Source organism: Streptomyces sp. NPDC050263 (genome assembly GCF_040655955.1).
In the GTDB taxonomy this organism is placed as follows: domain Bacteria; phylum Actinomycetota; class Actinomycetes; order Streptomycetales; family Streptomycetaceae; genus Streptomyces.
In genome coordinates, this window is the sequence record NZ_JBFAKW010000154.1 from 1 (window position 1) to 21062 (window position 21062).

General features: G+C 69.8%; 21 protein-coding genes and 2 pseudogenes. 11 read left to right on the forward strand and 12 right to left on the reverse strand.

The window, feature by feature from the left end:
* Positions 1 to 89 precede the first annotated feature (89 nt).
* Positions 90 to 1277 carry a macrolide family glycosyltransferase gene (locus tag AB0J04_RS40195; RefSeq protein ID WP_363173622.1) on the reverse strand — a complete coding sequence of 396 codons (1188 nt, stop codon included), beginning with the start codon at positions 1275 to 1277 and terminating at the stop codon, positions 90 to 92.
* Positions 1278 to 1535: 258 nt separating this feature from the next.
* On the opposite strand from AB0J04_RS40195, the gene AB0J04_RS40200 reads away from it, so the two are divergent.
* Together AB0J04_RS40200 and AB0J04_RS40205 are read left to right on the forward strand one after the other, a co-directional pair.
* A complete protein-coding gene (locus AB0J04_RS40200) occupies positions 1536 to 2813 on the forward strand; it encodes a wax ester/triacylglycerol synthase domain-containing protein (RefSeq protein WP_363173623.1) in 1278 nt (425 codons plus the stop codon).
* Positions 2814 to 3070: 257 nt separating this feature from the next.
* Positions 3071 to 3301: a hypothetical protein gene (locus AB0J04_RS40205; RefSeq protein ID WP_363173624.1), complete on the forward strand. Its 231-nt coding sequence runs from the start codon at positions 3071 to 3073 to the stop codon at positions 3299 to 3301.
* A gap of 197 nt (positions 3302 to 3498) precedes the next feature.
* On the opposite strand, the gene AB0J04_RS40210 is transcribed toward AB0J04_RS40205, so the two are convergent.
* Complete coding sequence (locus tag AB0J04_RS40210) at positions 3499 to 5718, reverse strand: VCBS repeat-containing protein (RefSeq protein WP_363173625.1); 2220 nt, start codon at positions 5716 to 5718, stop codon at positions 3499 to 3501.
* Between the two features lie 281 nt (positions 5719 to 5999).
* Between AB0J04_RS40210 and AB0J04_RS40215 the strand changes: the two genes are divergently transcribed.
* Positions 6000 to 6668: a hypothetical protein gene (locus AB0J04_RS40215; protein WP_363173626.1), complete on the forward strand. Its 669-nt coding sequence runs from the start codon at positions 6000 to 6002 to the stop codon at positions 6666 to 6668.
* Between the two features lie 104 nt (positions 6669 to 6772).
* On the opposite strand, the gene AB0J04_RS40220 is transcribed toward AB0J04_RS40215, so the two are convergent.
* The 3 genes from AB0J04_RS40220 to AB0J04_RS40230 form a co-directional block, all read right to left on the reverse strand.
* Positions 6773 to 8047 carry a M23 family metallopeptidase gene (locus AB0J04_RS40220; protein ID WP_363173627.1) on the reverse strand — a complete coding sequence of 425 codons (1275 nt, stop codon included), beginning with the start codon at positions 8045 to 8047 and terminating at the stop codon, positions 6773 to 6775.
* Positions 8048 to 8256: 209 nt separating this feature from the next.
* On the reverse strand, positions 8257 to 8682 hold the full coding sequence (locus AB0J04_RS40225; RefSeq protein ID WP_363173628.1) for a hypothetical protein: 426 nt from the start codon (positions 8680 to 8682) through the stop codon (positions 8257 to 8259).
* Complete coding sequence (locus AB0J04_RS40230; RefSeq protein WP_363173629.1) at positions 8679 to 8957, reverse strand: CopG family transcriptional regulator; 279 nt, start codon at positions 8955 to 8957, stop codon at positions 8679 to 8681. The genes AB0J04_RS40225 and AB0J04_RS40230 overlap by 4 nt, the downstream gene beginning before the upstream one ends.
* Positions 8958 to 9298: 341 nt before the next feature.
* Between AB0J04_RS40230 and AB0J04_RS40235 the strand changes: the two genes are divergently transcribed.
* Both AB0J04_RS40235 and AB0J04_RS40240 read left to right on the forward strand, forming a co-directional pair.
* The gene (locus tag AB0J04_RS40235) at positions 9299 to 9931 is read left to right on the forward strand and encodes a hypothetical protein (protein WP_363173630.1); all 633 of its coding nucleotides are present in this window, start codon (positions 9299 to 9301) and stop codon (positions 9929 to 9931) included.
* 87 nt (positions 9932 to 10018) lie between these two features.
* Positions 10019 to 10184 (forward strand): annotated as a pseudogene (locus AB0J04_RS40240) (site-specific integrase); the annotation flags it as partial.
* Positions 10185 to 10467: 283 nt separating this feature from the next.
* Here AB0J04_RS40240 and AB0J04_RS40245 read toward each other — a convergent pair.
* The 4 genes from AB0J04_RS40245 to AB0J04_RS40260 all read right to left on the reverse strand — a co-directional run bounded on the left by AB0J04_RS40245 (position 10468) and on the right by AB0J04_RS40260 (position 13475).
* Positions 10468 to 10890: a PIN domain nuclease gene (locus AB0J04_RS40245; protein ID WP_363173631.1), complete on the reverse strand. Its 423-nt coding sequence runs from the start codon at positions 10888 to 10890 to the stop codon at positions 10468 to 10470.
* Positions 10887 to 11102: a type II toxin-antitoxin system VapB family antitoxin gene (locus AB0J04_RS40250; RefSeq protein WP_318325532.1), complete on the reverse strand. Its 216-nt coding sequence runs from the start codon at positions 11100 to 11102 to the stop codon at positions 10887 to 10889. The genes AB0J04_RS40245 and AB0J04_RS40250 overlap by 4 nt, the downstream gene beginning before the upstream one ends.
* 337 nt (positions 11103 to 11439) lie before the next feature.
* Positions 11440 to 12750, reverse strand: a complete 1311-nt coding sequence (locus AB0J04_RS40255) for a helicase-associated domain-containing protein (RefSeq protein WP_363173632.1) — start codon at positions 12748 to 12750, stop codon at positions 11440 to 11442.
* Complete coding sequence (locus tag AB0J04_RS40260) at positions 12747 to 13475, reverse strand: hypothetical protein (RefSeq protein WP_363173633.1); 729 nt, start codon at positions 13473 to 13475, stop codon at positions 12747 to 12749. Before AB0J04_RS40260 ends, AB0J04_RS40255 begins: the two co-directional genes overlap by 4 nt.
* Positions 13476 to 13704: 229 nt before the next feature.
* On the opposite strand from AB0J04_RS40260, the gene AB0J04_RS40265 reads away from it, so the two are divergent.
* The 3 genes from AB0J04_RS40265 to AB0J04_RS40275 all read left to right on the forward strand — a co-directional run bounded on the left by AB0J04_RS40265 (position 13705) and on the right by AB0J04_RS40275 (position 16961).
* Positions 13705 to 16041 carry a 2OG-Fe(II) oxygenase gene (locus tag AB0J04_RS40265; RefSeq protein WP_363173634.1) on the forward strand — a complete coding sequence of 779 codons (2337 nt, stop codon included), beginning with the start codon at positions 13705 to 13707 and terminating at the stop codon, positions 16039 to 16041.
* Between the two features lie 352 nt (positions 16042 to 16393).
* On the forward strand, positions 16394 to 16675 hold the full coding sequence (locus AB0J04_RS40270; protein ID WP_363173635.1) for a type II toxin-antitoxin system Phd/YefM family antitoxin: 282 nt from the start codon (positions 16394 to 16396) through the stop codon (positions 16673 to 16675).
* 4 nt (positions 16676 to 16679) lie between these two features.
* Entirely contained in the window at positions 16680 to 16961 is a 282-nt protein-coding gene (locus AB0J04_RS40275) for a type II toxin-antitoxin system RelE/ParE family toxin (RefSeq protein ID WP_363173636.1), read from the forward strand.
* Between the two features lie 405 nt (positions 16962 to 17366).
* On the opposite strand, the gene AB0J04_RS40280 is transcribed toward AB0J04_RS40275, so the two are convergent.
* Positions 17367 to 17645: a hypothetical protein gene (locus tag AB0J04_RS40280; RefSeq protein WP_363173637.1), complete on the reverse strand. Its 279-nt coding sequence runs from the start codon at positions 17643 to 17645 to the stop codon at positions 17367 to 17369.
* Positions 17646 to 17831: 186 nt separating this feature from the next.
* On the opposite strand from AB0J04_RS40280, the gene AB0J04_RS40285 reads away from it, so the two are divergent.
* Positions 17832 to 18098 (forward strand): hypothetical protein, encoded by a 267-nt coding sequence (locus tag AB0J04_RS40285; RefSeq protein ID WP_363173638.1) that lies wholly within the window; start codon positions 17832 to 17834, stop codon positions 18096 to 18098.
* A gap of 317 nt (positions 18099 to 18415) precedes the next feature.
* Positions 18416 to 18655: pseudogene (locus tag AB0J04_RS40290) on the forward strand (site-specific integrase); the annotation flags it as partial.
* Between the two features lie 66 nt (positions 18656 to 18721).
* Here AB0J04_RS40290 and AB0J04_RS40295 read toward each other — a convergent pair.
* Together AB0J04_RS40295 and AB0J04_RS40300 are read right to left on the reverse strand one after the other, a co-directional pair.
* Entirely contained in the window at positions 18722 to 19018 is a 297-nt protein-coding gene (locus AB0J04_RS40295; protein ID WP_363173639.1) for a hypothetical protein, read from the reverse strand.
* 343 nt (positions 19019 to 19361) lie between these two features.
* The gene (locus AB0J04_RS40300) at positions 19362 to 19784 is read right to left on the reverse strand and encodes a hypothetical protein (protein ID WP_363173640.1); all 423 of its coding nucleotides are present in this window, start codon (positions 19782 to 19784) and stop codon (positions 19362 to 19364) included.
* Positions 19785 to 20206: 422 nt separating this feature from the next.
* On the opposite strand from AB0J04_RS40300, the gene AB0J04_RS40305 reads away from it, so the two are divergent.
* Complete coding sequence (locus tag AB0J04_RS40305) at positions 20207 to 20644, forward strand: hypothetical protein (RefSeq protein ID WP_363173641.1); 438 nt, start codon at positions 20207 to 20209, stop codon at positions 20642 to 20644.
* Positions 20645 to 21062: the final 418 nt, after the last annotated feature.

Consider the following 21062-nt stretch of genomic DNA (forward strand, 5'->3'; position numbering starts at 1 on the left):
CGACACACCCCACCCAACGCCACACCCCGGCCCGAGGACACCCCCGGACCGGTCACACCATACGAATCAACGACCCGCGAAGTACGGGCCTAGAGGGCCTGCTCGATCAGGTCGGCCGCGGCACCCGCCCCTCCCGCCTGCTCGATCTCCCGGCGCGCGGCGGACACGCCCGCGCGGATGTCCCGGTCGGACGACACCCGCAGGACGGCCTCGCGCAGCGCCTCGGGCGTGAGCGTCTCGCGCGGCAGCCGGACACCGAGCCGCAGCCGTTCGATCTGCGCGGCGTTGACCCGCTGCTCGGCCATCTGCGGGACCGCCACCATCGGGACGCCGTAGTGCAGCGCCTCCATCGTGCCGCCCATGCCGGCGTGGGTGACGAACGCGTCCGCGTGGGCGAGCACGGCCAGTTGGGGCACGTGCGCGTGCACTTCGACGGTCTCGGGGAGCGGCCCCAGCTCGTCCGGCGCGACCGCGTGGCCGACGGACATCACCACCTGCCAGGGCAGCTCCGCGAAGGCCCGCACACAGGACCGGTAGAACTCCGGCCGCCGGGTGAACTGCGAGCCCAGCGACACCAGCAGGACCGGCAGATCCGGCCGCGAGGGCTGCCAGGACCCCTGGTAGGAGCGGTCCCCGAGCACCGGCCCGACGTACGCGACGCGCCCTGCGGCGACGGTGTCCGCCCTGCGCTGGAAGGAGCGCGGGAAGAACGCGAGCGCGTGCCGCGGCGCCACCAGCTCCTGGATCCGCGCGCTGTCCACCCCGTGGTCCGTGAAGGCCGCCACCAGCTCCCCGAAGCCCGGGATCTGCGGCAGGCCGGGCACGTCGAAGAACTCGGGGACGATGCCGTCGTAGGCGAGATGCGTGGGCGACGCCACGACGATCGGCACATCCCAGCGCGCCGCCAGCAGCAGCCCCGCGAAGGCGTAGACGTCGCACAGCACCAGGTCCGGACGGTCCTTGCCGTACGCCCTGGTCAGCGCGGGCAGCGCGGCCAGCGACCCCTGGACGACCCGGGCGAACCCCTCGCCCATCTCCTCGGGCGCCTCCGAGTCGTTCCCCGCGTCCGGGTAGAGCACGGGCTCCGCGCCGGCCGCCTTCACCTGGTGCACGAAGTCCTCGGTGACGGCGTAGGTGACCCGGTGCCCCCGTCGTACGAGTTCCTCGACGACGCCCAGCGTCGGATTGACGTGCCCGTGCATCGCCACGTTGAAGACGGCGATGTGCGCGGGATTGCGCGCGGGACTGTGCGCGGGATTCGGATGAGTACCAGGCACGACACGCAACTCCTGTCCGGCGCTGAGCCGGGGCCGGGGGACTGATGGCGGGGGCGTCCGAGCGCGGACGCGGAGTCCCGATTAAAGGCGCTCCGACACGGTTCGGAACCGCAAACCTGCTGCAGTGTCACCCCATCAGGGAGCCTTCACGGCCGCGCGTTGACACCCGCGGGGGCTCCTGGACGTGACCGCCGCTGCGATCGGCCGTTGGGGGTACAGGACGTCGTCCTTCAGCAGGCCCACGACAGGAGCAGTCTCATGCCCGGATCGCATCTTCCGTTGATGGAGGAGGGGATGGCCCGCTGGCCGTTCGGCCCGCCCAACGCCGGGATCGCCCTGGACTTCACGGGCGCCCCGCCCGCGCTGGACGAGCTGCGGGCCCTGGTGGACGAACGCTGGAAGGCGCTGCCGAGGCTCACCCAGACCCTCGTCGCCCCCGGCGGCCCCCGGACCGGGCCGGCCTGGTGGACCGGCCGGCACCGCTGGGCGCGCGGCGACGGCCACGACCTCGCACGACAGGTCGACAGCGCGGACAGCACCCTGCGGGACGCGGTACGCCGGTGGTTCCACACCCCGTTCCCCGCCGACCGCCCCCCGTGGAGCCTGCACCTCCTGCGGGGCGCGACGGAGGGCGAGTTCTCCCTCCTCTTCCGGATGCACCACAGCCTGCTCGACGGCCGCTCCCTGACGACCCTGCTGCGCGCCCTCTTCGACGACGGCCGCCCGCTCGACGGCGCCGCCTCCCTGGCAGTGCCCGGCCCCCGGCGCCGGACGGCCCGCCCCGCCCCGACGGCGGGCGACCCGCCCGGACTGCTCACCGCGGGGCGCGCGGTGCCCCTGCCGCACCAGGGCCCGCGGGAGCCCGCCTACACCGTCGTGCCGCTGCGCGCCGATGTCCTGCGGGCCGCGCGGGAGGCCGTCGGCGAGCGCACGGCGACCACCAACGAGGTGTTCCTGGCGACGGTCTCCGGAGTCCTGCGCTCCTGCCTGGCGGCCTCCGCCGGTGATCGGGATCCCGACGGGCGGCAGGTCTGGCTGTCGGTCCCGGTCGACGAACGCCCCGAGGACTGCGGTGAGTTCCTCGGCAACGCGTTCGCCAACGTCCGGGTCCCCGCGCCGGTGACCCTGTCCGACCCGGTGGCCCGGCTGACCGCGTGCACCGGAGTGCTGACCACCGTCACCCGGCCCCGCAGCACCTCCGAGAAGCTCGTCGAGGGCACGCTCGGCGCGCTGCCCGGGGCGACCATGGCGCTGGCCGGCGGAAAGATCTTCGCGCCCGCGTACGCGCCGGCGGCCTGCTCCTACGTCCATCTGCGCGAGCGGGGCCGGACCCTGGCCGGACGACCGCTGCGCCAGCTCACCATCGTCCCCATGGTGCCCCCGGCCGACACGGCCACCTTCGCGCTGGGCGGCTGCTCGCAGGGCCACACGCTGAGCGTCGCCACCAACTCGGGCGGCCGGGACGCCGTCCTGCTGGCGGAGGCATTCCTGGACGAGCTGACCCTGCTCGCCGAGGGCCCGGCCGACGGCGGCTGACCGGGGCCGGTGAACGAGGGGAGGGCCGCCGGTCCGGTACGTCGTCCCGTCCGCGAGCCCGGTCGAGTCGGTGTACGACGTTCCGGTCACCTCGGAGGCGATCGGGTTGCCGCCGGTGAGCGCCACGTCCGGGCCGGTCGACCGGCACACGCGGTAGGAGACGGTGTCGGCGGAGCCGGAGGCCGTCCGGCCCAGGTCCGCCTCCCGGTCCCCGCCGGTCGCGGTGAGGGCGGTCGGCGCGTCGGGGGGGGGCGGTGGTGTCGGGCGCGGTGGGCGCGGCGCCGGACGCGGCCGAGCGGTTCCCGGCGGTGTCCACGGCGGTGATGTCCGCGTACTGGTTCTGGTCCGCGTACTGGTTCTGGCCGACGGCGGCGAGCTCGGCGTACGTCCCGTCGGCGCTGTCGGCCGGCCACGCCTCGGCAAGTCCACCGGCACCCACCTCCAGGTCGTCGACCCCACGGGCACGCCGGTCTCCGATGAGCAGCTGATCGACGCCCACATCGCCGGCGACATCGAGACCCTCCCGGACGGCAGCCTCACCCGGGCCTTTCGCCCCGGCCGCCCCCGCCTACGACTCCAGGCCGACCGGCACGTCCCCGACCACGACCCTGTCGATCGCCCACCTGGCTCCCTGACCCCCGCACCGCCACCGACGGCGGTGGCGGTGCGGGGGTGGTGCCGCTTCTTATGCGACGGCGTTGAACTTGGAGCCCTCGCCCGCGTACAGCGACGTCGACTGACGGCTGAAGGGGGCGGTGGTGGAGCCCGTCGAGCGGTAGACGTACGTGCCGCCCGCCCCGTACGCGATCAGGTCCGGGCGCCCGTCGTTGTCGAGGTCGCCGGCGCCGACGAGGTGACTGAAGGCGCCCCAGCCGCTGCCGATCCTGGTGCGGGCGGCGAAGGTGCCGTCGCCGCGGCCCTGGTAGAGCCACAGGACGCCGTCCTTGTCGCGGGCGACGAGGTCCCCGGCCGTTCCGCCGGCGATGTCGCCCACGGCAGTGAGCTGGTTGTAGATGCCCCAGCCGGTGCCGATCTTCACGCGCGACGCGTAAGGCGTGCGCGAGTCGCCGGTGCCCTTGTAGAACCACAGGACGCCCCCGGCGTCGGCGGCCAGAAGGTCGGACCTGCCGTCATTGTCGAGGTCGCTGCCCGCGGCGATCTTGTCGTAGACGCCCCAGCCGCTGCCGATCCTGGTGCGGGCGGCGAAGGCGCCGTCGCCGCGGCCCTGGTAGAGCCACAGGACGCCGTCCTTGTCGCGGGCGAGGAGATCTCCGGTCTCCGTGCCGGCGATGTTCCCGGCCGCCTCGATCTGGTTGTAGACGCCCCACCCGCTGCCGACCTTCGTTCGGAGAGCGGACTTGTACTGGCCGTTCACCGGCAGGTCCCGCAGGTCGTCGCGCCACAGCACGCCGGACGCGTCCCGAGCGAGGACGTCGGTGGAGCCGTTGTCGGTGTAGTCGTGCGGGTTGCCGGTCCGGGCGACCGTCATGAAGGAGTTCTGGTGGACGGGCTCACCGACGCCGTCGAGCGGCGTCGCGTCGACCGTCACCCCGTACTTGCCGTTCGGCGCGTCGACCCCGCCGACGGCGCCGTCCCAGGTGTAGCTGAAGAGGGAGCCGGAGGTCGGGGCGTTCACGCTCGTCCGGAACTCCTTGCCCGTGGCGAGGTGCGTGAGCGTGATGTCCAGGCGGGCGTTGGGACGGGACAGCGTCCAGCCCAGCGTCACCTTGCCGCCGGTCAGGTCGAGGGACGCCACCTCGGGGACGTGGACCTGCTCGATCTGCAGAGGGGTCTGCAGGACGGCGTCCGCCACCTTGGTGACCGTCGGGGTGCCGTCCTCCGCGGCCTTGATCCGGAACAGCCCGTCGCCGTCGGCGGCACGCCCGCCCTGGATCACCGCGCTGCCGTCGGCCGAGGACGCCGAGCCGGACCCGTGATCGGCGATGTCGCGGATCTCGCCGCTGGTCAGGGAGACGGCCCGGACGGGCGTCGAGGCGCTGCCGTACACCAGCCAGTCGCCCACGAGCTCGTAGTGCCATTCGCCGTCGCGGGGACCCAGGACGGTCCGCTTCTCCTCGCGCGTTCTGCGGTCGACGGACGTGACGAACAGTCCGGTGCCGGACTTCCAGTCGAGCCAGGCCACGTGCGAACCGGAGAAGAGCAGACCGCTGAAGTCGTACCCGGACTCGATGGAGGAGTACGTCTCGGACACCGTTGCGGCTGTCACGTCGATCAGGGCACGGCCGCCGGTCCGCGCGTTCGCCGGACCCGTCGCGTACCCGACGAGGACGACGCCGTCGTGCACCGTCGAGCCGATGAACTCGGTGGCGTCCGCGGGCAGTCCCGTCACCTTGCGGTCGGTCGTCGCGGTGCCGTCCTTGGTCACGATGTGCAGTTCCGCCGTGCCGTCGGCCTTCGTCACCTGTGCGAGCACGCTCGTCGGGCTCAGCACGGCGACGTAGTTCGCGTCGAGCGCGCGGAGGTCGATCTCCACGCCGGGGGCGGACGGGTCGGCCATGTTCCGCAGGGTGAGGGAGCGCATCTGGGCGGTCCAGTTGTCGTCGCCGAGGACCACCACGTCACTGCCCGACATCGCCCACCCGCCGCCGGCCGGGTAGTCGAGCAGGATCGGCGCCCCGCCCCCGTACGGCCTCCAGCGCAGCTCCCGGGTCCCGTCCTGGGTGAAGGAGTAGGTGAGGAAACCGGTGGTGCCCGTGCCCCCGAGTCGGGCGTCCACGGGGAAGCCGGGAAGGGAGGTCGGCTGATCGTCCGAGGCTGCCGAGCCCGCGACGGAGCCCGAGGTGGCGGCGAAGGCGGCCGGGGCGGTGGCGAGCGTGCCGGCGCCGAGGGCCGTGACGACGAGGACAGCCGTGGCGAGACGAGTACTGGTGGAGCGGAACTGCAAGGTAAACCCCCACTGGCGGATCGGGACAAGGAAGTGTCCTGTCCCGATCAGACTCATGATCGGGTCGCTTGGTTGTACGGGAACTTCGGTCACCTGTTCGACTCGACTCGAACGGCTCCAGATCGTGAAGACGCGTTCCCCTTCGCGTGAGCCGGCCGGCCGAAGCGGACGCGGTGAAACCGTGGCGCACGGCACGGCGTCTTGATGTACAAGACCGAGAGAACGTAGCCAAGTTACGACATCTCTGGCCTTTCTGGATGTATCAGAGAGGATGGTTCAAAATGGCACGCCGAATCCGTTCCCTGTCCTGCGGTGCCGCTCTGGGCATGGCCGCTGCGGCAGTGGTTCTGCTGGCGAGCTGCACGCCGAACAGCAGCACTGTGCACAGCAGCCTTCCGAACACAGCGCAAACGCCCTCTTCGTCGGCCGCGGCCCGCGCGGCGGTGGGCGGATCGGCCGGGCGCACAACCGCCGGCTCCCCGGCCACCACTGCCGGCTCCCCGGCCACCACTGCCGGCTCCCCGGCCGCAACCGCCGACTCCCCGGCCCAAACCGCCGACTCCCCGGCCCAAACCGCCGGCTGCCTGTCCTTGCCGGCCTCGCCCACCGTCAAGGCGAGCGTCACGGCGGCCTACCGCAGCCAGGCTCAACCGCGCCTCAGCCACATCGCCCCGGTCAAGGGCACCTTCTACTACGGCAGTTGTGACGGGATCTTCTACGCCGGAACCCGCTTCCAGCCCACTGCCGGCAGCACTACGGCGGAGCAGGTCGCCCTGCAGGACGACGGAGCTGCGATGAAGTACTTCGTCGATCGCCCCGGCGCCGGTTGGAGCTACGCGGCCAGCGACGGCTTCCCCGCCGATCATCGAGGGTGTGCCGCCATCACCCAGATCCCGGCCCCACTCGCCGCTCTGTGGAACGACTGCCGGTCCACGGCGGCACAACAGTGACCTTCTGAGTCGGACAACGACGAAGGGCCCCGCTGCGAACAGCGGGGCCCTTCGACATCGTGCCCGGTGAGGCACCGGCGGAGGATACGAGAGCCGGGGTCCGGTCAGAACTCCAGCACCTCGCGGTCGAGCGGATACCGCGCCCGATGAGGGCCCTCGTACGGCGAGGGCGTGATCGGCAGCACGCCGGTCGGCTGCAGGCCCAGGTTGTCGTCCCAGATCCGGGGTTCGACCTGTCCGACGACGCGGAACTGCCGGAAGGTGAACGGCGGGCTGTCGGTAGGGAAGAACTCGGCTGTGGTCATCACCTGGAAGTGCAGGTGCGGCGTGGTGGAGTTGCCGCTGTTGCCGATCAGCCCGAGGACCTGGCCGGATCGGACGCGCTCGCCCTCCCGGACGTTGAGCGAGCCGGGTTTCAGGTGGGCGTAGAGCAGATAGCGGCCCGGTGCGACTTCCAGGGTGACGTGGTTGCCGACAGTGTCCTCGATCGGCGGGACGGGCGGTGTGACGGGCGGCGGGTTGTCCGGGACGCCGTCCTGGACCTCCACCACTCTGCCGCCGGCCGCGGCCACGACCGGCTGACGGTAGCTCAGGTAACTGGTGAGCTGTGTGGGGTCGCCTTGCCAGGTCTGCCCTTGCTCGCCGACCCGGTACCAGTCCATCGCGAAGCGCTGCGGCACATAGAAGCGACCGTTGATCGGGCCGAGGCCGCGCCGGTGGTGGGTGTTGCCGCAGCACGACTCGCTGGCGTACCAGGCGCCGGGGCGGACCGGCGGGCTCAGGTTCAGCGGCGCGATGCCGGAGGTCGGGGTGGTCTGCACCGTCTCCTCGAAAGCGGAGGGGCCGGCGGCGGCAAGGACGGCACCCGAGAGATGGTGTTCGAGGACCTTGGGCACCCGCTGACCGCGGTCGAGGGTCAGGTCGAGCCAGATGATCCACTGCTGGGAGCCATGGATGACGGTCGGCGTCGGCGCCGGGGGCGGCGGGGTGTACCCGTCCGCACCCGGCAGGGGGTCGCCCACCGGATTGGCGGCCTCGGCCAGCGCCTGCCCGCTCAGCGAGCCGACGACCCGGTGCGTGCGGGCGTCCCGGACGTCGACACGGTCGAGCCGCAACGGTGTGCTGCTGGGCAGTGAGCTCGTGGTGAGCAGTTCGTACGAGAGGTGCGTCTTGCCGTCCGTGGCGACGAACGGCGTCGGTTCGGTCATCACCGCCGCCGTCAACGGCGTGAACTGTGCGCCGGGCGCCGGAGTGGCCGCGCCGGTCCCGTATCCGGGTCCCACCGAGGCCACCAGCATGCCGGCCGCGAGCACGGCAGCGGCCAGCCCGCGAAGTAGCGGGCTGCGGCCAGTGCGGTTGCGAGGGTCACGCTCTGCCACTTGCGCTCTTTCGTTCGTCGGATCCGGGCCGTGAAGGACGCCGGCACGCCCCGCGCAGAGGCGCAGGCCCATGTAATCCGGCGGCGCGCCGCTCCGGGCGGAGGGCGCTGGAGGCAGGTGCCGAACTACACCCGTCCAGCCGCACCGCATCGCCCACCGAGTCCTCGCCTCACGGCAGCTTCGGGGCGCTGCACGTATGGGCAACGAGGTCATACCTTCTTGACGACGATGGTGTCCGGGAGGAGCTTCTCCAGGTCGTCCACGTCCGAGGTGAAGACGGTGACCTGCCCCTTCTGCCGGCGTGCGATGACAGCGAGCACGGCATCGATCGCGTACTTGTGACCGTGCAGCTTGGCGTCGGCCAGGAGACGCCGGGCCTGGCGGGCCTCGTCCTTTCCGACGTCGGCGACCTGGAGCCGGGAGAGCACCCAGTCCCAGCGCTGCTCGGTCGTTCTGCCGTCGTACGCCTCGACCAGGGGCATGGGAGACGTCACCACCTCGGCCTCACCCCCGGCCGCGAGGTCGAGCCAGGCGATCATCTTCCGGTTGCCGCGCACGGCCAGGGACAGGGCCTCGCAGTCGAGTACGAAGACGCGCAGTGGCCGCTGCCCGTGCTCACCGGCACGCTTCTTCACGCGGCCTCTCCGGCATCGTGTCCTCCGGTGGTGCGGCGGCGCTCGTGCTCGGCGTCGAGATCGTCCAGTTCCGCGAGGGCTTCACCGCGCTCGTCCTCGGTGACCGGCCCGTGCTCCTCCTGCAGCCAGTCGACCAGCTCCAGCAGCCGGTCCCGATCGCGCTTGAACCGCAGCGCTTCGGCGACATATGCCGAAAGTCCTCGCTCAGCCGCGTCGGCGCGGATCTCGTCGAGGAGATCTTCGGGGATCGTCACCGTGACCTTTTTCGTCGCCATACAAGAGACCATACTCCTGGTGTAAGCGCCCTTACCAGGTCGCCGAACCAGTCAGGCTCAGGATGCGGATGGTTGATCCCGGGGTTTTCCCACCGTTGATCGCTGGGCCACGTCGTTTCACTCGGTTGCCCCGTGTCGTTCACTCCCACCAGCGCATGCAGCGGCTGGTGCGGATGGTTGCCCTTCGAGGCGGTGAGCCTCCTGTCGTTGGCGGGACCACAAGAGGAGGGGCCGTGTCCCTACTGCCTTCGGCAGACGTCTTCAGGTCGATCGAGCTAAAGGTTTCGCAGTTGCTCAGCGGACAGTTGGTCTGTCCACATGCGCCCGGGGAGAGGTGTTCGGTGGGTGAGCACCTCACGCTCTCGGAGGCGAAGGACGCGGCGGCGCGAGATGCCGCCGACGTTGCTCTTCGGGACGCGCTGTGGCGATGCGTAGGCCGCGATGCCCGTAGTGACCTGCCGAACTCGGCTCAGCGTAGCCAGTTGCTCGCGCTGTATTTCGTCATCCCCTACCTCCGGAAGTCGGCCGGGAGAGTGTCGAGGAGGCTCTGCGTCGACGTCGCCGAGGTGAGGTCGGCTATGGCGTTCGGTGCGTTGTACGGTCTGGCGCTGGCTACCGAAGGCGACGATGTCCGTGACAAGGTCGTCCGATCCGCCAATGCGGCCGGCTGGGCGGTGGAACGGGCTGATCCGGCCGAGCGTGCGACGGATCCGCACAGCCTTGTCGACCGCGTGAGCCGATTTGATGGCGGCTACTCACCCATCCGCAACGAGTCGGACATCCAGGTGGTCGACGAGATGGACCCTTTGTTGTGGGGGCGCATCAGCGGCGAACGCATGGGCGCCACCTTGCACAGCCTGGGGAAGTACGTGGCCTTTACCGCCGATGTGATGGCGGCCATGGGCATCGATGATCCGATCGTGCGGACCGGCGACCTGCTGGCCGGAGCCGAGTTCGCGAGGCGATGGGACTGAGGACCGGCCGCCGGAAGCTGAGTGCGATGTCAGAGGGCCGGGCCGCGCAAACGGCCCGGCCCCTGGGCCGGCGCGCGGTGTCTCTGCCCGCTGAGCCCGAACACGTACTACGGCGACTGGAAGAAGCTGCTCGAAGACGCACGGGTTCGGGACGGCCGCCTTCACGACGCCCGGCACACACCGCCGCCACGTGCTCATGCTGCTCGGTGTCCCGGCCCGGGTCCTCGACCAGATCATGGTGTGGGAGCCGGGACAGCCCCTGTGGACACAAAAACCAGGACGACGAGGTCTGAGGACAACGTCGAAGGGCCCCACCGTGAGGTGGGGCCCTTCGACGTATTGCCCGGTGAGAGCAATGGCGGAGGATACGAGATTCGAACTCGTGAGGGGTTGCCCCCAACACGCTTTCCAAATGTTCGTCTGGGGGTACGTGGACGTGCGGGAGCGTTCTGACCTGCGGTGCAGCCGACTCGGGTGGGGCTTCTGAACGATGTCGTACAGCGGTGAACGCAACCAGAACTGCAACCGTCGCTGACCTACTTGCCGTGTTCCGGGCCGTACCACTGGAGGGCTTGCCCGGTCACCGCGGCGATGCGCTCGAAGTCGTGATCGCGATGGAGCAGGGTGAGCCCCTGCAGCTCAGCGGTCGCGGCGACGACTAGGTCGACAGCTCCGGCACTTCGGTGTTTCCCCTGCTTGGTGAGGGCTTCCTGAACCTGCCAGGCGCGGTCGTAGGCGCGGTCGTCGACGGGAACCCAGCCGAAGATCAGCCGCATGTCCTCGATGCCGCGCGCCCGGTCGGCAGCTGACCGTGCGCTGTAGAAGAACTCGAGCTCGGTGATCGGGCATGTCGCGATGAGTCCAGCCGCGGCGGCCTGGTCCCAGCCGTACTGCTCTGCTTCCCCGCGCATGAACCGCGCGAGCGCGCTGGTGTCGATCAGGAACTGGGCCGCGTTCACCGGCGGTAGTTCTCCTTGTTCTCGAACAGTTCCAGATCAAATGCGCCGTCGCCCGCCGCGGCCCGCAGCCGGGCGAGAGCCAGGGCGCGACGCCGACTCTCCAGCACCTCGCGAAGAGCGGTGTTGACGGTCTCCTTCTTGGTGTTCGTCCCGAGGGCTTTCGCCACGTCCGCGACCAGGTCGTCGTCCAGGTCGATAACCGTCCGACTCATGTGCGCCTCCTGATATCAAATGTGGGGTCGAGTATATCTCGCGAGGTGCCTTGGGGGTGCCATCGGGCGCCTCGGTCTGGCCACCGGGTCCTACGCGGGCATCACGCCGTGGATGCGGGAGAGAACGAAGGCGCGTTCCGTATCGCGCAGGCGACACGGGGCATCAAGGTAGGGCGGGTCGAGTTCGCGGCGCATACCCACAAGTACGGCACGGGCAGGCACCCGATCGAGCCGGCCGACGGCGCACCTCCACCCCTGACCTGGATGAGCTTCCTCGGCCTGAACCCGGGGACCGCTGACGGTGCCGGTCCGTGTCCGGTGCCCGCGAGGGCGTGTGTCAGCCGACGGGGTATCCCTGGGCGAGGGCGGACTTGCGGAAGGCGGGGAGCTTGTCGAGGGGGACGGCGAGGTGGCGTTCGCCGAGGCGGGCGCAGTGGGTGCGGGTGCGGCGGTCGGTGGCGAGGAGGGCCGCGACGGCGGGGTCCGCGCACTCGATGAGGTGCACCGGCCCGGTGTCGCGGACCTGGCCGACGCGGCGGGCGGCGTCGGCCAGCAGGGTGGTGACCGTCTGCGGGAGCGGAGCGGCGGTGGCGTCCAGATAGTGGCGGAGTTCGGCGAGATCACGGCCCGTGTCGGCGGCGGCGAGCAGAGAGGCGGAGGTCAGGGCCCACACGCGGTCGCCGGTGCGCTCGGCGAAGGCGTCGAGGAGAAGGGTCTCGGCGGGGTCGAGTCCGTCGAGGGCCACCACGTCGTGGTTGGGGAGCACCTTCAGGCCGCCAGTACTCTTCGGGGCGGTGTCGACCGACGCGGGGAGGTAGGTGGCGGTCTGCCCGGTGGCATGGGCTCCGAGCGGGTTGAGGCGGAGGGCGAGGAGGCCGTCGTAGCGGCTGATGCAGTCGGTCCAGTCGGCGCCCCAGTTGTCGCGGTAGTCGTCGCGGGCGCCCACCGGCGGCCGGTGGTCCACGTCGATCAGGCCGAGGACCGCGGCGTACTCGAAGAGCACGGCGAGGGTGTAGCGGCCCTGGAGGAGTTCCCAGTTGTGGAACCCGTCATAGCCGAGGCTGCCGTATTCGGGGTCTTCCAGGTAGAGCTTCCACAGGGCGCGCTCACTGCGGGCGATCCTGGGATCGTGACCGGCCTTGCGCATGGTGCGGAAGAGCGTGTCGACGTCGGTCCACTCACCGGGTGCACAGGTGGCCAGGGCCGCGCCGACCTGGGCCCGGCGCGGCTTGACAGCGGTGAGGACGTTCGCCGCGCGCTGGCCCTTGATCGCTTCGACGCGGGAGAACTCGTCGATCACGCCGCGGCTGAGCCAGCGCCGCCACAGCAGGGCGAGAGTGTCGTGTGCCGGTTTGGTCAGCGCCGCCCTGCCGCGTGCGGTCAGTGCGAGTTTTCCGGAGGTGAGTTCGGCGAGTCCGCCGGCCTGGAGCAGCAGCGGCCAGGCGAAGGACGCGATCGGCTCCTCGGCGTAGAAGTCGCCGCCGCTGAGCGCTTCCGCGACCGCCTTGACCGTCGCCGCGGACGGGCGGAGTGTCTTCTCGCTGCAGCGCAGTCGGCCTGCCGCGCACAGCTGAAGCACCGCCTTCAGGTTGGCCTGCGCCTCGTGCTCGGTCGTGCGTACCCGATGTTCGTCGTGCTCGCTGGTCACAGCGGCCCCGCCCCCAGGACGTAGTGGTAGTTGCCCGCGCCGCAGGTGCGCTCCAGCGTGCGTACGACCTTCTGGGCGTCGTCGCGTGGGCCGTTGGTGTAGAACGGCTTCCCCTGGCGACCGAAGCCGATCCGCGGGGCGGCCGGGCCGGGCTCGCCGAGGTGTACGGAGACCTGCGCGAAGTCCGGCGCGGGCTCGAAGCCGAGGGCGCGGGCGTACGCCACACCACCGTGCACGATGCTCTGCGCCTGCTCCAGGCCGATCCGCAGCGGAGGTTGGTCGAACGCCCGGTAGTAGTCGCGTACGTAGGCGTCCAGTGACCCTCCGCCCATCACCTGTGGGCCGACGGTGTCCTTGACACCGAGGCAGTAGACGTCGACCAGGAACCCGCAGAGGGTGACCCGGCTGGCACGCTCCTGGCGGGCGATCAGGACCTGGGCGAAACCGGCGGCCTCGGGATCCTCGGCGCCCTCGGCGTCGGCACGTGCCCAGTCGGGGGCCCCGGACAGCTCCAGGCCGGTGCTCCAGCCGCCGTTCACCCAGCAACCCACCACCGGGCGCGCGGTCGGCGCGGCGGTGCTCTGCTGTTCGTGGGCCACCTGGCGCACCAGCGCACTCGCCCGGGCCGGTCTCAGTCCGAGCGCCCGAGCGATCTGCTTCGGTCCGCTGCCCTTCTCCCGCAGCGACCGTACCTGGGACAGTAGTTGCGCATCGTCGTCGTCCACGGGGCCATTGTTCCGCAGCGCCGGGGCGTCAGGTGCGGGGGTTGGCTGTTCCCGTTGTCCCCGAATGGGGGATGTGCGTGGGCATGCGGGGCCCGAGCCGGATGGTTCCCGGCCGCCCGTTCGTGCAGGGCAAGGCGTTCCCGTACGGGTGAGACGGCCACCCGCGGTCCTGCTGCTCCGTAGGGTTGGGCCGAGGCGGCACGGACGCGGGAACAGGGAGGACGGACTCATGGCCAAAAGCGCCAGGGAGCGGCTGGGCGTGCTGCTCGGCGGGTCGAAGGCGGCGGAGTTCAGCGCCCGGCTCGAAGCACCAGCGGAAGGCGTCCGCCTTGAGGTGGCAGGGGTGGGACCGGTGCGTCTGCCGCTGCGCGCGCCGCAGGTGAAGAAGCTGATCACGGTGGCGCGTCCGGCACTGTTCGGCCGGGGCGAGGACACCCTGAGCGACAGCAGTGTGCGTGACACCTGGCAGATCCCGCCGGACCAGGTCACGCTGGGCGGCCCGGCCTGGCCGACGCTGCTCGACGGCGCGCTGGAGTACTTCCGGGGCGAGCTCGGGCTCCCCGCGCAGAGCAGTCTGAGGGCCGAGCCGCATGCGCTCCTCGTGTACGGCAAGGGGCAGTTCTTCCTCCCCCACCAGGACTCGGAGAAGGACGACGCCATGGTGGGCACGCTGGTGCTGTCGCTGCCCTCGGCACACACCGGCGGCGAACTGGTCATCGGGCACGCCGGGCAGAGCCGGACCTACCGTGCGTCGAGGACGGAGCTGAGCCTGGTGGCCTTCTACGCCGACTGCCCGCACGAGGTGACACCGGTCAGGAGCGGCTACCGGGTGACCCTCACGTTCAACCTGCTGGCCGAGCGAGGGGCCCCGGAGCGGGAGTCCGGCCCGCTCGACGACATGGCGCACTGCCTGGAGGAACACTTCAACGCACCGGCCAGGCCGCGCTACGGCGGCCAGGCCCTCGATCCGCCCCGTCGTCTTGTCTACCTGCTCGATCACGAGTACACCCAGCGGGGTCTCGGCTGGGACCGGCTCAAGGGCGCCGACGCGGAGCGCGCCGCGCTGCTGCGCGCCGCGGCCGCGCAGGCAGGGTGCGAGACGGTACTCGCCCTCGCCGAGGTGAAGGAGACCTGGGACGCCACTCCGGCCGGGTACGACCCCTGGGACGACTACGGCTACGACGAGGAGGACGGAGAGGAAGAGGAAGAAGGAGCAGCCGCGGCCGACGGCGCGGGTGCCGACGAGGACTACGAGCTCGGCGAGCTGATCGACGACGAGATCACCCTCGGCTGGTGGACCGGTCCGGACGGCACCGGCGGCGAGCAGATCTCGCTGTACGTCCGCGACTACGAGAGCTGCGCCAGTACCCCGAGTGCGGACCTGAAGCCCTATGACTCCCAGTACGAGGGTTACATGGGCAACTACGGCAACACGCTGGACCGCTGGTACCGGCGGGCCGCAGTCGTGGTGTGGCCACGAGAGCGGGCCTTCGCGGCGCGCGGCGAGGCCGGATCGCGGTGGGCACTCGAGGAACTGCAGGCCCGTATCACCAAGGGCGACCGGGACGGCGCACGCGCCGCGGCCGAGTCCCTCGCGCCGTTCTGGAAGGGCAGTGGTGTACAGCCCGGTCAGCTGGGGAGCGCGCTGCGGGTGGCCGAGGGCCTTCAGGCGCCCGGGACCGCCGCGATGCTCCTTGAGCCGTTCCGGATCGGCGCGCTCGCTCCGGAACACGCGGACGACCTGGCCGCGGTGGCGAAGCGGTACGACGTCCCGTGGCTGGGCCAGGTCACCGAGGGCTGGTTCGGCGGTGCGCAGAACCGCTTCGAGGGGCACCGGTACGACTGGACCGAGCGGCTTCCCCAGCTGTGCGCGGCGCTGCTCTGCGACCGGAGTCCCGCGGTGGCCCAGCTGCTGTTGACCGGAGCCTGGGCCCAGGTGGACGGTGAGCTGCGGCTGTGGGCCGAAACCGGGCCGGCCGAGATCCGCCGCGCGCGGTTGGAGCGGCTGAGCCTGCCGCTGCTGCGCATCCTGGAAGCGGCCGACACGAAGCTGCGCGGCAGGATCATGGCAGCGTTGCGTTCCTGCCCGGACACGGTCCTCGAGTGCCTGCTGCCGATGCTGCGCCACGCGGCGCAGGAACAGACGGAGGGCGAGTCCCGGTCGGCGGTGCTCGGAGCGGTGGCACGGGAGTGCGGGGACCGGCTCGGCGCGCTCGCGCGACGGGCGCCGCGCGCCGCGGATGACTGGTCGGTGGCGTGGACCGGGTGCGGCTGCGAGCTGTGCGGCACCCTGGGTGCGTTTCTCGGCTCCCGTTCGCGGCGGACGCTGGAGTGGCCGTTGGCGAAGGACGGGCGGCGGCACGTGCACAGCAGGATCGACACGGCCGAGCTGCCCGTAGGCCATCAGACCAGGCGGCAGGGACGCCCGTACACGCTGGTGCTGACGAAGACCGAGGAGCTGTTCTCGCGCGAGCGGGCGACCCGCCGCCAGGCCGGAGCCGACCTGACCTGGCTGGCCTCGACATGGAACCTTTCCGGCGAGGTCGGATTTGAGCCGGGGCCGTGACACGAGGCGTGGTGCAAGCGGCTGCTGATCTTGGCCGGGCGCCGTACGACCAGTGGTTCTCTCGGCCGGTGTTCGCGGTCTGCACACAACGATTCGCCGACATTGCTCTACGCAGCGACTTGTTCGCACACTTCCTGATCGGCGGCCGAGTCATCGTGGAGTGCCGGGCGGCGAAGCGTTTCGAGCCACGAGAGGCAGCCCTCTGACAGCCACGTGCCGACCCGGTCTCTATGACAGTGGGGTGCGCGGCCTCACCTCGTGATCGAAAGGCGGATGAGAATGCCCGCGGAGACCGATGTCGCCGCGGCCTCCCGGTACCCGAGCCGTCATGTACATCTGCTACATTCATGACATGAGTGAACCAGTGATCGAATCCATGGCGGATGTCCGCAGTCACCTCGCTGACGTCATCGATCGCGCCCGCCGGGACGACACCCCGACGATCATCACTCGGCGGGGCAAGCAGGAAGCCGTCGTGATCGACATCCAGGAGTACCAGCGCCTGCGTGAGATCGCGGAGAACGCCGAAGAGGCGTGGCTCAACGAGCTGGCCGACGAAGCCGAGTCCGAGGGTGCGGAGGGGTCGGTCTCGCTCGAAGAGATGGCCGCCCTGCTGCGCGCTCAACAGGGCTGACCTCATGGGGTACGTCACGCGCTTCACGCCGCACGCTCAGCGGGACATGTTCAAGGTTCCGCGCCCTGACGCCCTGCGCATTCTGTACCGCCTCGCCGAACTCCAGAAGGCGCTGGACGCCGGCGACACCGCCTCGTTCGACATCAAAGCCCTCCAGGGGCACAGCGTCCGCTGGCGGCTCAGGGTCGGCGACTATCGCGTCGTCTACACCGTTGAGGACGGTCAGCTGATCGTGTGGGTCCTGACGGTCGGCAATCGCCGCGACATCTACCGCCACGTTCCATAGGCCCTCCGCAGTGCAGGTGGGTGCCGACTGCCCGCTGGGGGTCGCGGGGCGTGCGCCTGCCTGTTTGTCGAGATGCCCTGAATGTCGCCTGTAAACGCAACCAAAACTGCAACCGACGCACAACGAAGAGCCGAACCGCAATTGCGGCTCGGCTCTTCGTTTCGCCTGGTCAGGCGACTGCGGAGGATACGAGATTCGAACTCGTGAGGGGTTCCCCCCAACACGCTTTCCAACTGTGGTGGTGGGGTGATGGGCTGCGTGCGGGGGCGTTCACCTGCGTTCATGGACGGCCGGTCGTCAAAGCGGCTACCGTCTTCGGGCCCGTCTGAACGGCCATGAACGGCGCTGAATGAGACGGAAACTGAGACGGGCGTTGGCGTCCGGGCGGGTACAGGTGTCGTCGGGCTACAGGCCGCGAAGTGCCTCGTGGAGGTCGCCGTAGGCGCTCCAGCAGGTGACGCTGCCGTCGTCGTTCAGGCTGCCCATGTACCAGTCGTCGTCGTTGACGGCTTTCACCAGACAGAGTCCGTGGAATCCCAGGACGATCTCGGCGTGGAGCCGCTCGCCTTGTGCCGGCCAGCCTGTCACGACTCGATCGGTGTCGAGAGGTGTGGCCTCCCAGTCGCCGGAGACCTGACGGATCTCCTCCAGAGTCCAACCCGCCGGGAGCTGCCTGCCTGCCATCCAATGATGATGACAGCCACCGCACGTGCCGTGCGGGACGGCTTCTCAGAGCACCGCTCTAGGAGTTCGATCGAGCGGCTCTCATACGGCCCTCGCGGTCCTACCGATTTGGCGTGCGTGATCACTCAAGGGTGTCTGCGTCCATGGTCGTTGATGTCAGCTGGTGATGTCAGGTTGGATGGTGCGATGGAGCGTATTGAGGCCGAGCTGTTCACAGATGGTGGCAACGACGCCGTGGTTCGCATGCCCGGCAGGCGGTTCCCCGGGGTCTTGGTGCAGGGCGACTCCCTTCACATTCTCCGCAGCGCCGTGGCCGAGGTGGTGGAGGCGTGCGAGCGAGGCGATCTGGAGGAAGCTCGGGACTCCGCCGGCCTTCTTCTGGCGGACCTGGATGCTCTGTTGATGCGGTACGAGGCTGCGTTGGGCGGGCACGAGATTGCGCGGCCGTACTGAGCTGTCGGGCCATCGGCTTGGGAAGCCGCGTTCATCCGCGCCCGGTGCGGGTGCTGACCTAGATGAACGGCTGGGTCGTGGCCTCGTCGGGGATCAGTTGCTTTCACCGTAATTCCCCGCTGCTCCCCGCTGGATCTGGTGCGCTTGTGGTGCGCCGCCGTTGTGTGGTGCGTCTGCCATCAAGGGCAACGCTCTGGGAGGGGCTTTGGGAGCCAAGACGGGACTGCTGGTGTATGCCGACGGCGACGTACCGGAGCTGCTGCGACGAGTGGGAGCGGCGGACCGTGATCGGACTGCCGGCATGATGCGGCGGCCGTGGTCGGACATGGCGGCGCGCCCGCACAGTCGCCGGTCTGCCGGACGGCTTCCGGTTCTACGACCTTCGTCACACCGGACACACGCTCTCGACCCGTTCGGGCGCGACTCTCAAGGACACGATGGTTCGCGCTGGCCAGTCCTCTGAGAAGGCCGCGGTCATCTATCAGCACTCCGACGAGGAGCGACAGCGGGACGTACTGGCAGGCCTCGATGACCTGGTCCGCGCCGAGCGCGCGAAGCACCACAAGGGCAACCCCGCGCACCACAAGGAAAAGCCCACGGGCGGCTGGGGTCTGTCTTCCGGATCAGATCGTGGGGCGGCGGCGAGCGCGGAGCAGGTAGACGCCCTTCGCGGCGTAGACGGCGGCCATGAGCGCGAAGCCGACGAAGGCGAGCCAGAACCAGGATTCCGCCACCACAAGACTCAGTAGCAGGCCGCCGATGAGCAGCAGGTTGCCGACGGCGTCCAGCAGGTCGAGGCGTGCCTTGAGACGCACGGTGGAGTCGAGTCCCCGCAGTCGGCGGATGATGGGGACGAGAGCGAGGGCCTGTAAGACGGCCAGTCCGATAGGGATCCAGACGAACCAGTCAGGTATGTCCACGGCGCGCACTGTATCGCTCGCCCGGGACTCCGCGTGACGAAGATCCGAAAGGGGCGCCTGGCTGCGCCCTGATGGTGCGGATGTGGTGCGCGCCCCGCCCACCGGTCTAGACAACAAAGAACCCCCGGGTCAACGGACCTGGGGGTTTCATCATGGAGCGGGTGACGAGAATCGAACTCGCGCTCTCAGCTTGGGAAGCTTGGGTCCTGCGGGCTCGATAGTCCCGCTGACCTGCTGTCGAGCCGCGTCATGACCTGACGGCGCCTCTGGGTGGGTGACCGTAGTTCCCCGTGGTTCCCCGCAGTATCTGGCACGGCTCTGGCACGGGACGCGTTCAGGTTAGTCAGTCGCGCCGCGAACCCGGCACGCCGCTAACGGATCCGAGATCGGTGGAGGCGGTCAACGAGTGGGCCGCGGTTCTGAGGTCGTTCTCCCATCCCGGGAGTTCGTCCGGTTCCATCCATTCGCTGTAGTCCGCTGCGACGGAGAGGAACTGTGTCTCCTCCGGTGTGCGGGCTGCGACCGTCATCGACAGCCGGTCGGCTACGTCCCTGGGGCCCAGCTCGCCTTTCGCGAGACCGAACGCGAGGTTGACGAGGAGCCAGCGGCCGGCTGTCTCCTCGTCGGGAAGGGGTATGCCGAGTTCGTGCAGGGCTTGGACGTACAGTCCACGGATCTCGGCCTCGTCGCTCCTGCGTGGCAGGCCGGCCAGTTCGCGCAGGGCGGGGGAATCACGCCCGTCGACGAGCGCATGAGCAGCGAGCATCGGGAGCTCCTCGGGTAGGAGTACCTCCGCCACATACCGCCAAGCGCTGTGCTGCAACCGGTCCATACGCCCATCGTGAGAGCAACGAGCCATCCTGGCCACCTGATTACTGTTCTGGCCTCGGCTGTTGCCCTTGGGTTTACCGGGGATCTCGGTGACCTGCGCGTCATCTGTTCAGGGGCGGTGCGCCTGGTGGTCGTCGTTGGTCGTAGGCACCGGCTTCCTCGCTGCCGTGCAGACAACGGCTCCGGAGGCCCCTTGGGAGCTGGGCAACGCAGCAGGTCACGGCCCTGCCTACGACAGATCAGGCCGGACGAGTCCACGGATAGTCCACAGCTGCTGAGTACCTCCTTAGGAGTTCGACTGGGGTCACTGCTGACCCTGGTCTTCCAGCGCCCGACCTCTGCCTCATCATGTCCCTCATGTCACTGACCTTCGGCCCTGACCGGCAGACCCGCGATTTCCAGTGCGACTGCTGCCAAGCCCCCATTGAGCGGGCCTGGAACTACGTCTACGCAGACGGCGCGCCCTACGCGGTGTACTTCGCAAACTGCTACCACCACAAGGACCGGGATCACGACGCGTGGATAGACGTGATCTTCGGAACGTGGGGTGTCGGGTCCGACCAGTGGGACGACCATGTCTCGTTTGCGTGTCGGGTGGGGCCGGTCGTCGGCCAGGACGAGCCCGCATCCACCCTCGTTACAGCAGGTCTCGCGCATCCTGACGGCCCGCTCTTCGGTCGCAAGCTCGACCGAGAAGCCGCCTCGCAGCATTCACGCCTGGCAGATTTCTGGCAGGTGTCGGACTTCGTCTTGGAGCACGACCTGCTGGTACGAGGTCACATCTACGGGCGCTGACCAACCTGTCGACCACGGCGCTCCCCCTTCCGCAGCAAGCCACCTGCCAGTACAGCGCGAGGCCGGTACGTCGGGCCGAGGAAAGGAGTCCGCCCCGGGAACCGAGCTTGTTTTCCTGCACTCGGTTCCCGGGCGTGACCTCTTCGTCCCGAAGCAACTTGGGTGGGCGTCCGGCCTTGGGCTGGTGTGGCGTTCACCTGCACTGACGGTCCGCAGACGTTCGTGCTCGTCCGCCGTTGTTCGTCGGCGTTGTCACGCAGTTAGACACTCACCGGGTGCCCGGTGCGGCACCCGGTGCCGATCAGCGCACGGCCACTTAGTTCCAATGCCGTGTAGTTAGGCGCGGGGCTGACGTGTCAAGCCGCCTGAAGCGGAGATGGAGCTCCTGCTAGAACCGTGTCGACCAAGATCACTGTTC

Excerpts from the sequence above, each read along its gene's own strand:
- AB0J04_RS40280 (WP_363173637.1), bottom strand. The coding sequence starts at position 17,645 with ATGGCAGGCAGGCAGCTCCCGGCGGGTTGGACTCTGGAGGAGATCCGT.
- AB0J04_RS40200 (WP_363173623.1), top strand. The coding sequence starts at position 1,536 with ATGCCCGGATCGCATCTTCCGTTGATGGAGGAGGGGATGGCCCGCTGG.
- AB0J04_RS40275 (WP_363173636.1), top strand. The coding sequence starts at position 16,680 with ATGGGGTACGTCACGCGCTTCACGCCGCACGCTCAGCGGGACATGTTC.
- AB0J04_RS40230 (WP_363173629.1), bottom strand. The coding sequence starts at position 8,957 with ATGGCGACGAAAAAGGTCACGGTGACGATCCCCGAAGATCTCCTCGAC.
- AB0J04_RS40270 (WP_363173635.1), top strand. The coding sequence starts at position 16,394 with ATGAGTGAACCAGTGATCGAATCCATGGCGGATGTCCGCAGTCACCTC.
- AB0J04_RS40305 (WP_363173641.1), top strand. The coding sequence starts at position 20,207 with ATGTCACTGACCTTCGGCCCTGACCGGCAGACCCGCGATTTCCAGTGC.
- AB0J04_RS40300 (WP_363173640.1), bottom strand. The coding sequence starts at position 19,784 with ATGCTCGCTGCTCATGCGCTCGTCGACGGGCGTGATTCCCCCGCCCTG.
- AB0J04_RS40250 (WP_318325532.1), bottom strand. The coding sequence starts at position 11,102 with ATGAGTCGGACGGTTATCGACCTGGACGACGACCTGGTCGCGGACGTG.
- AB0J04_RS40285 (WP_363173638.1), top strand. The coding sequence starts at position 17,832 with ATGGAGCGTATTGAGGCCGAGCTGTTCACAGATGGTGGCAACGACGCC.
- AB0J04_RS40265 (WP_363173634.1), top strand. The coding sequence starts at position 13,705 with ATGGCCAAAAGCGCCAGGGAGCGGCTGGGCGTGCTGCTCGGCGGGTCG.
- AB0J04_RS40215 (WP_363173626.1), top strand. The coding sequence starts at position 6,000 with ATGGCACGCCGAATCCGTTCCCTGTCCTGCGGTGCCGCTCTGGGCATG.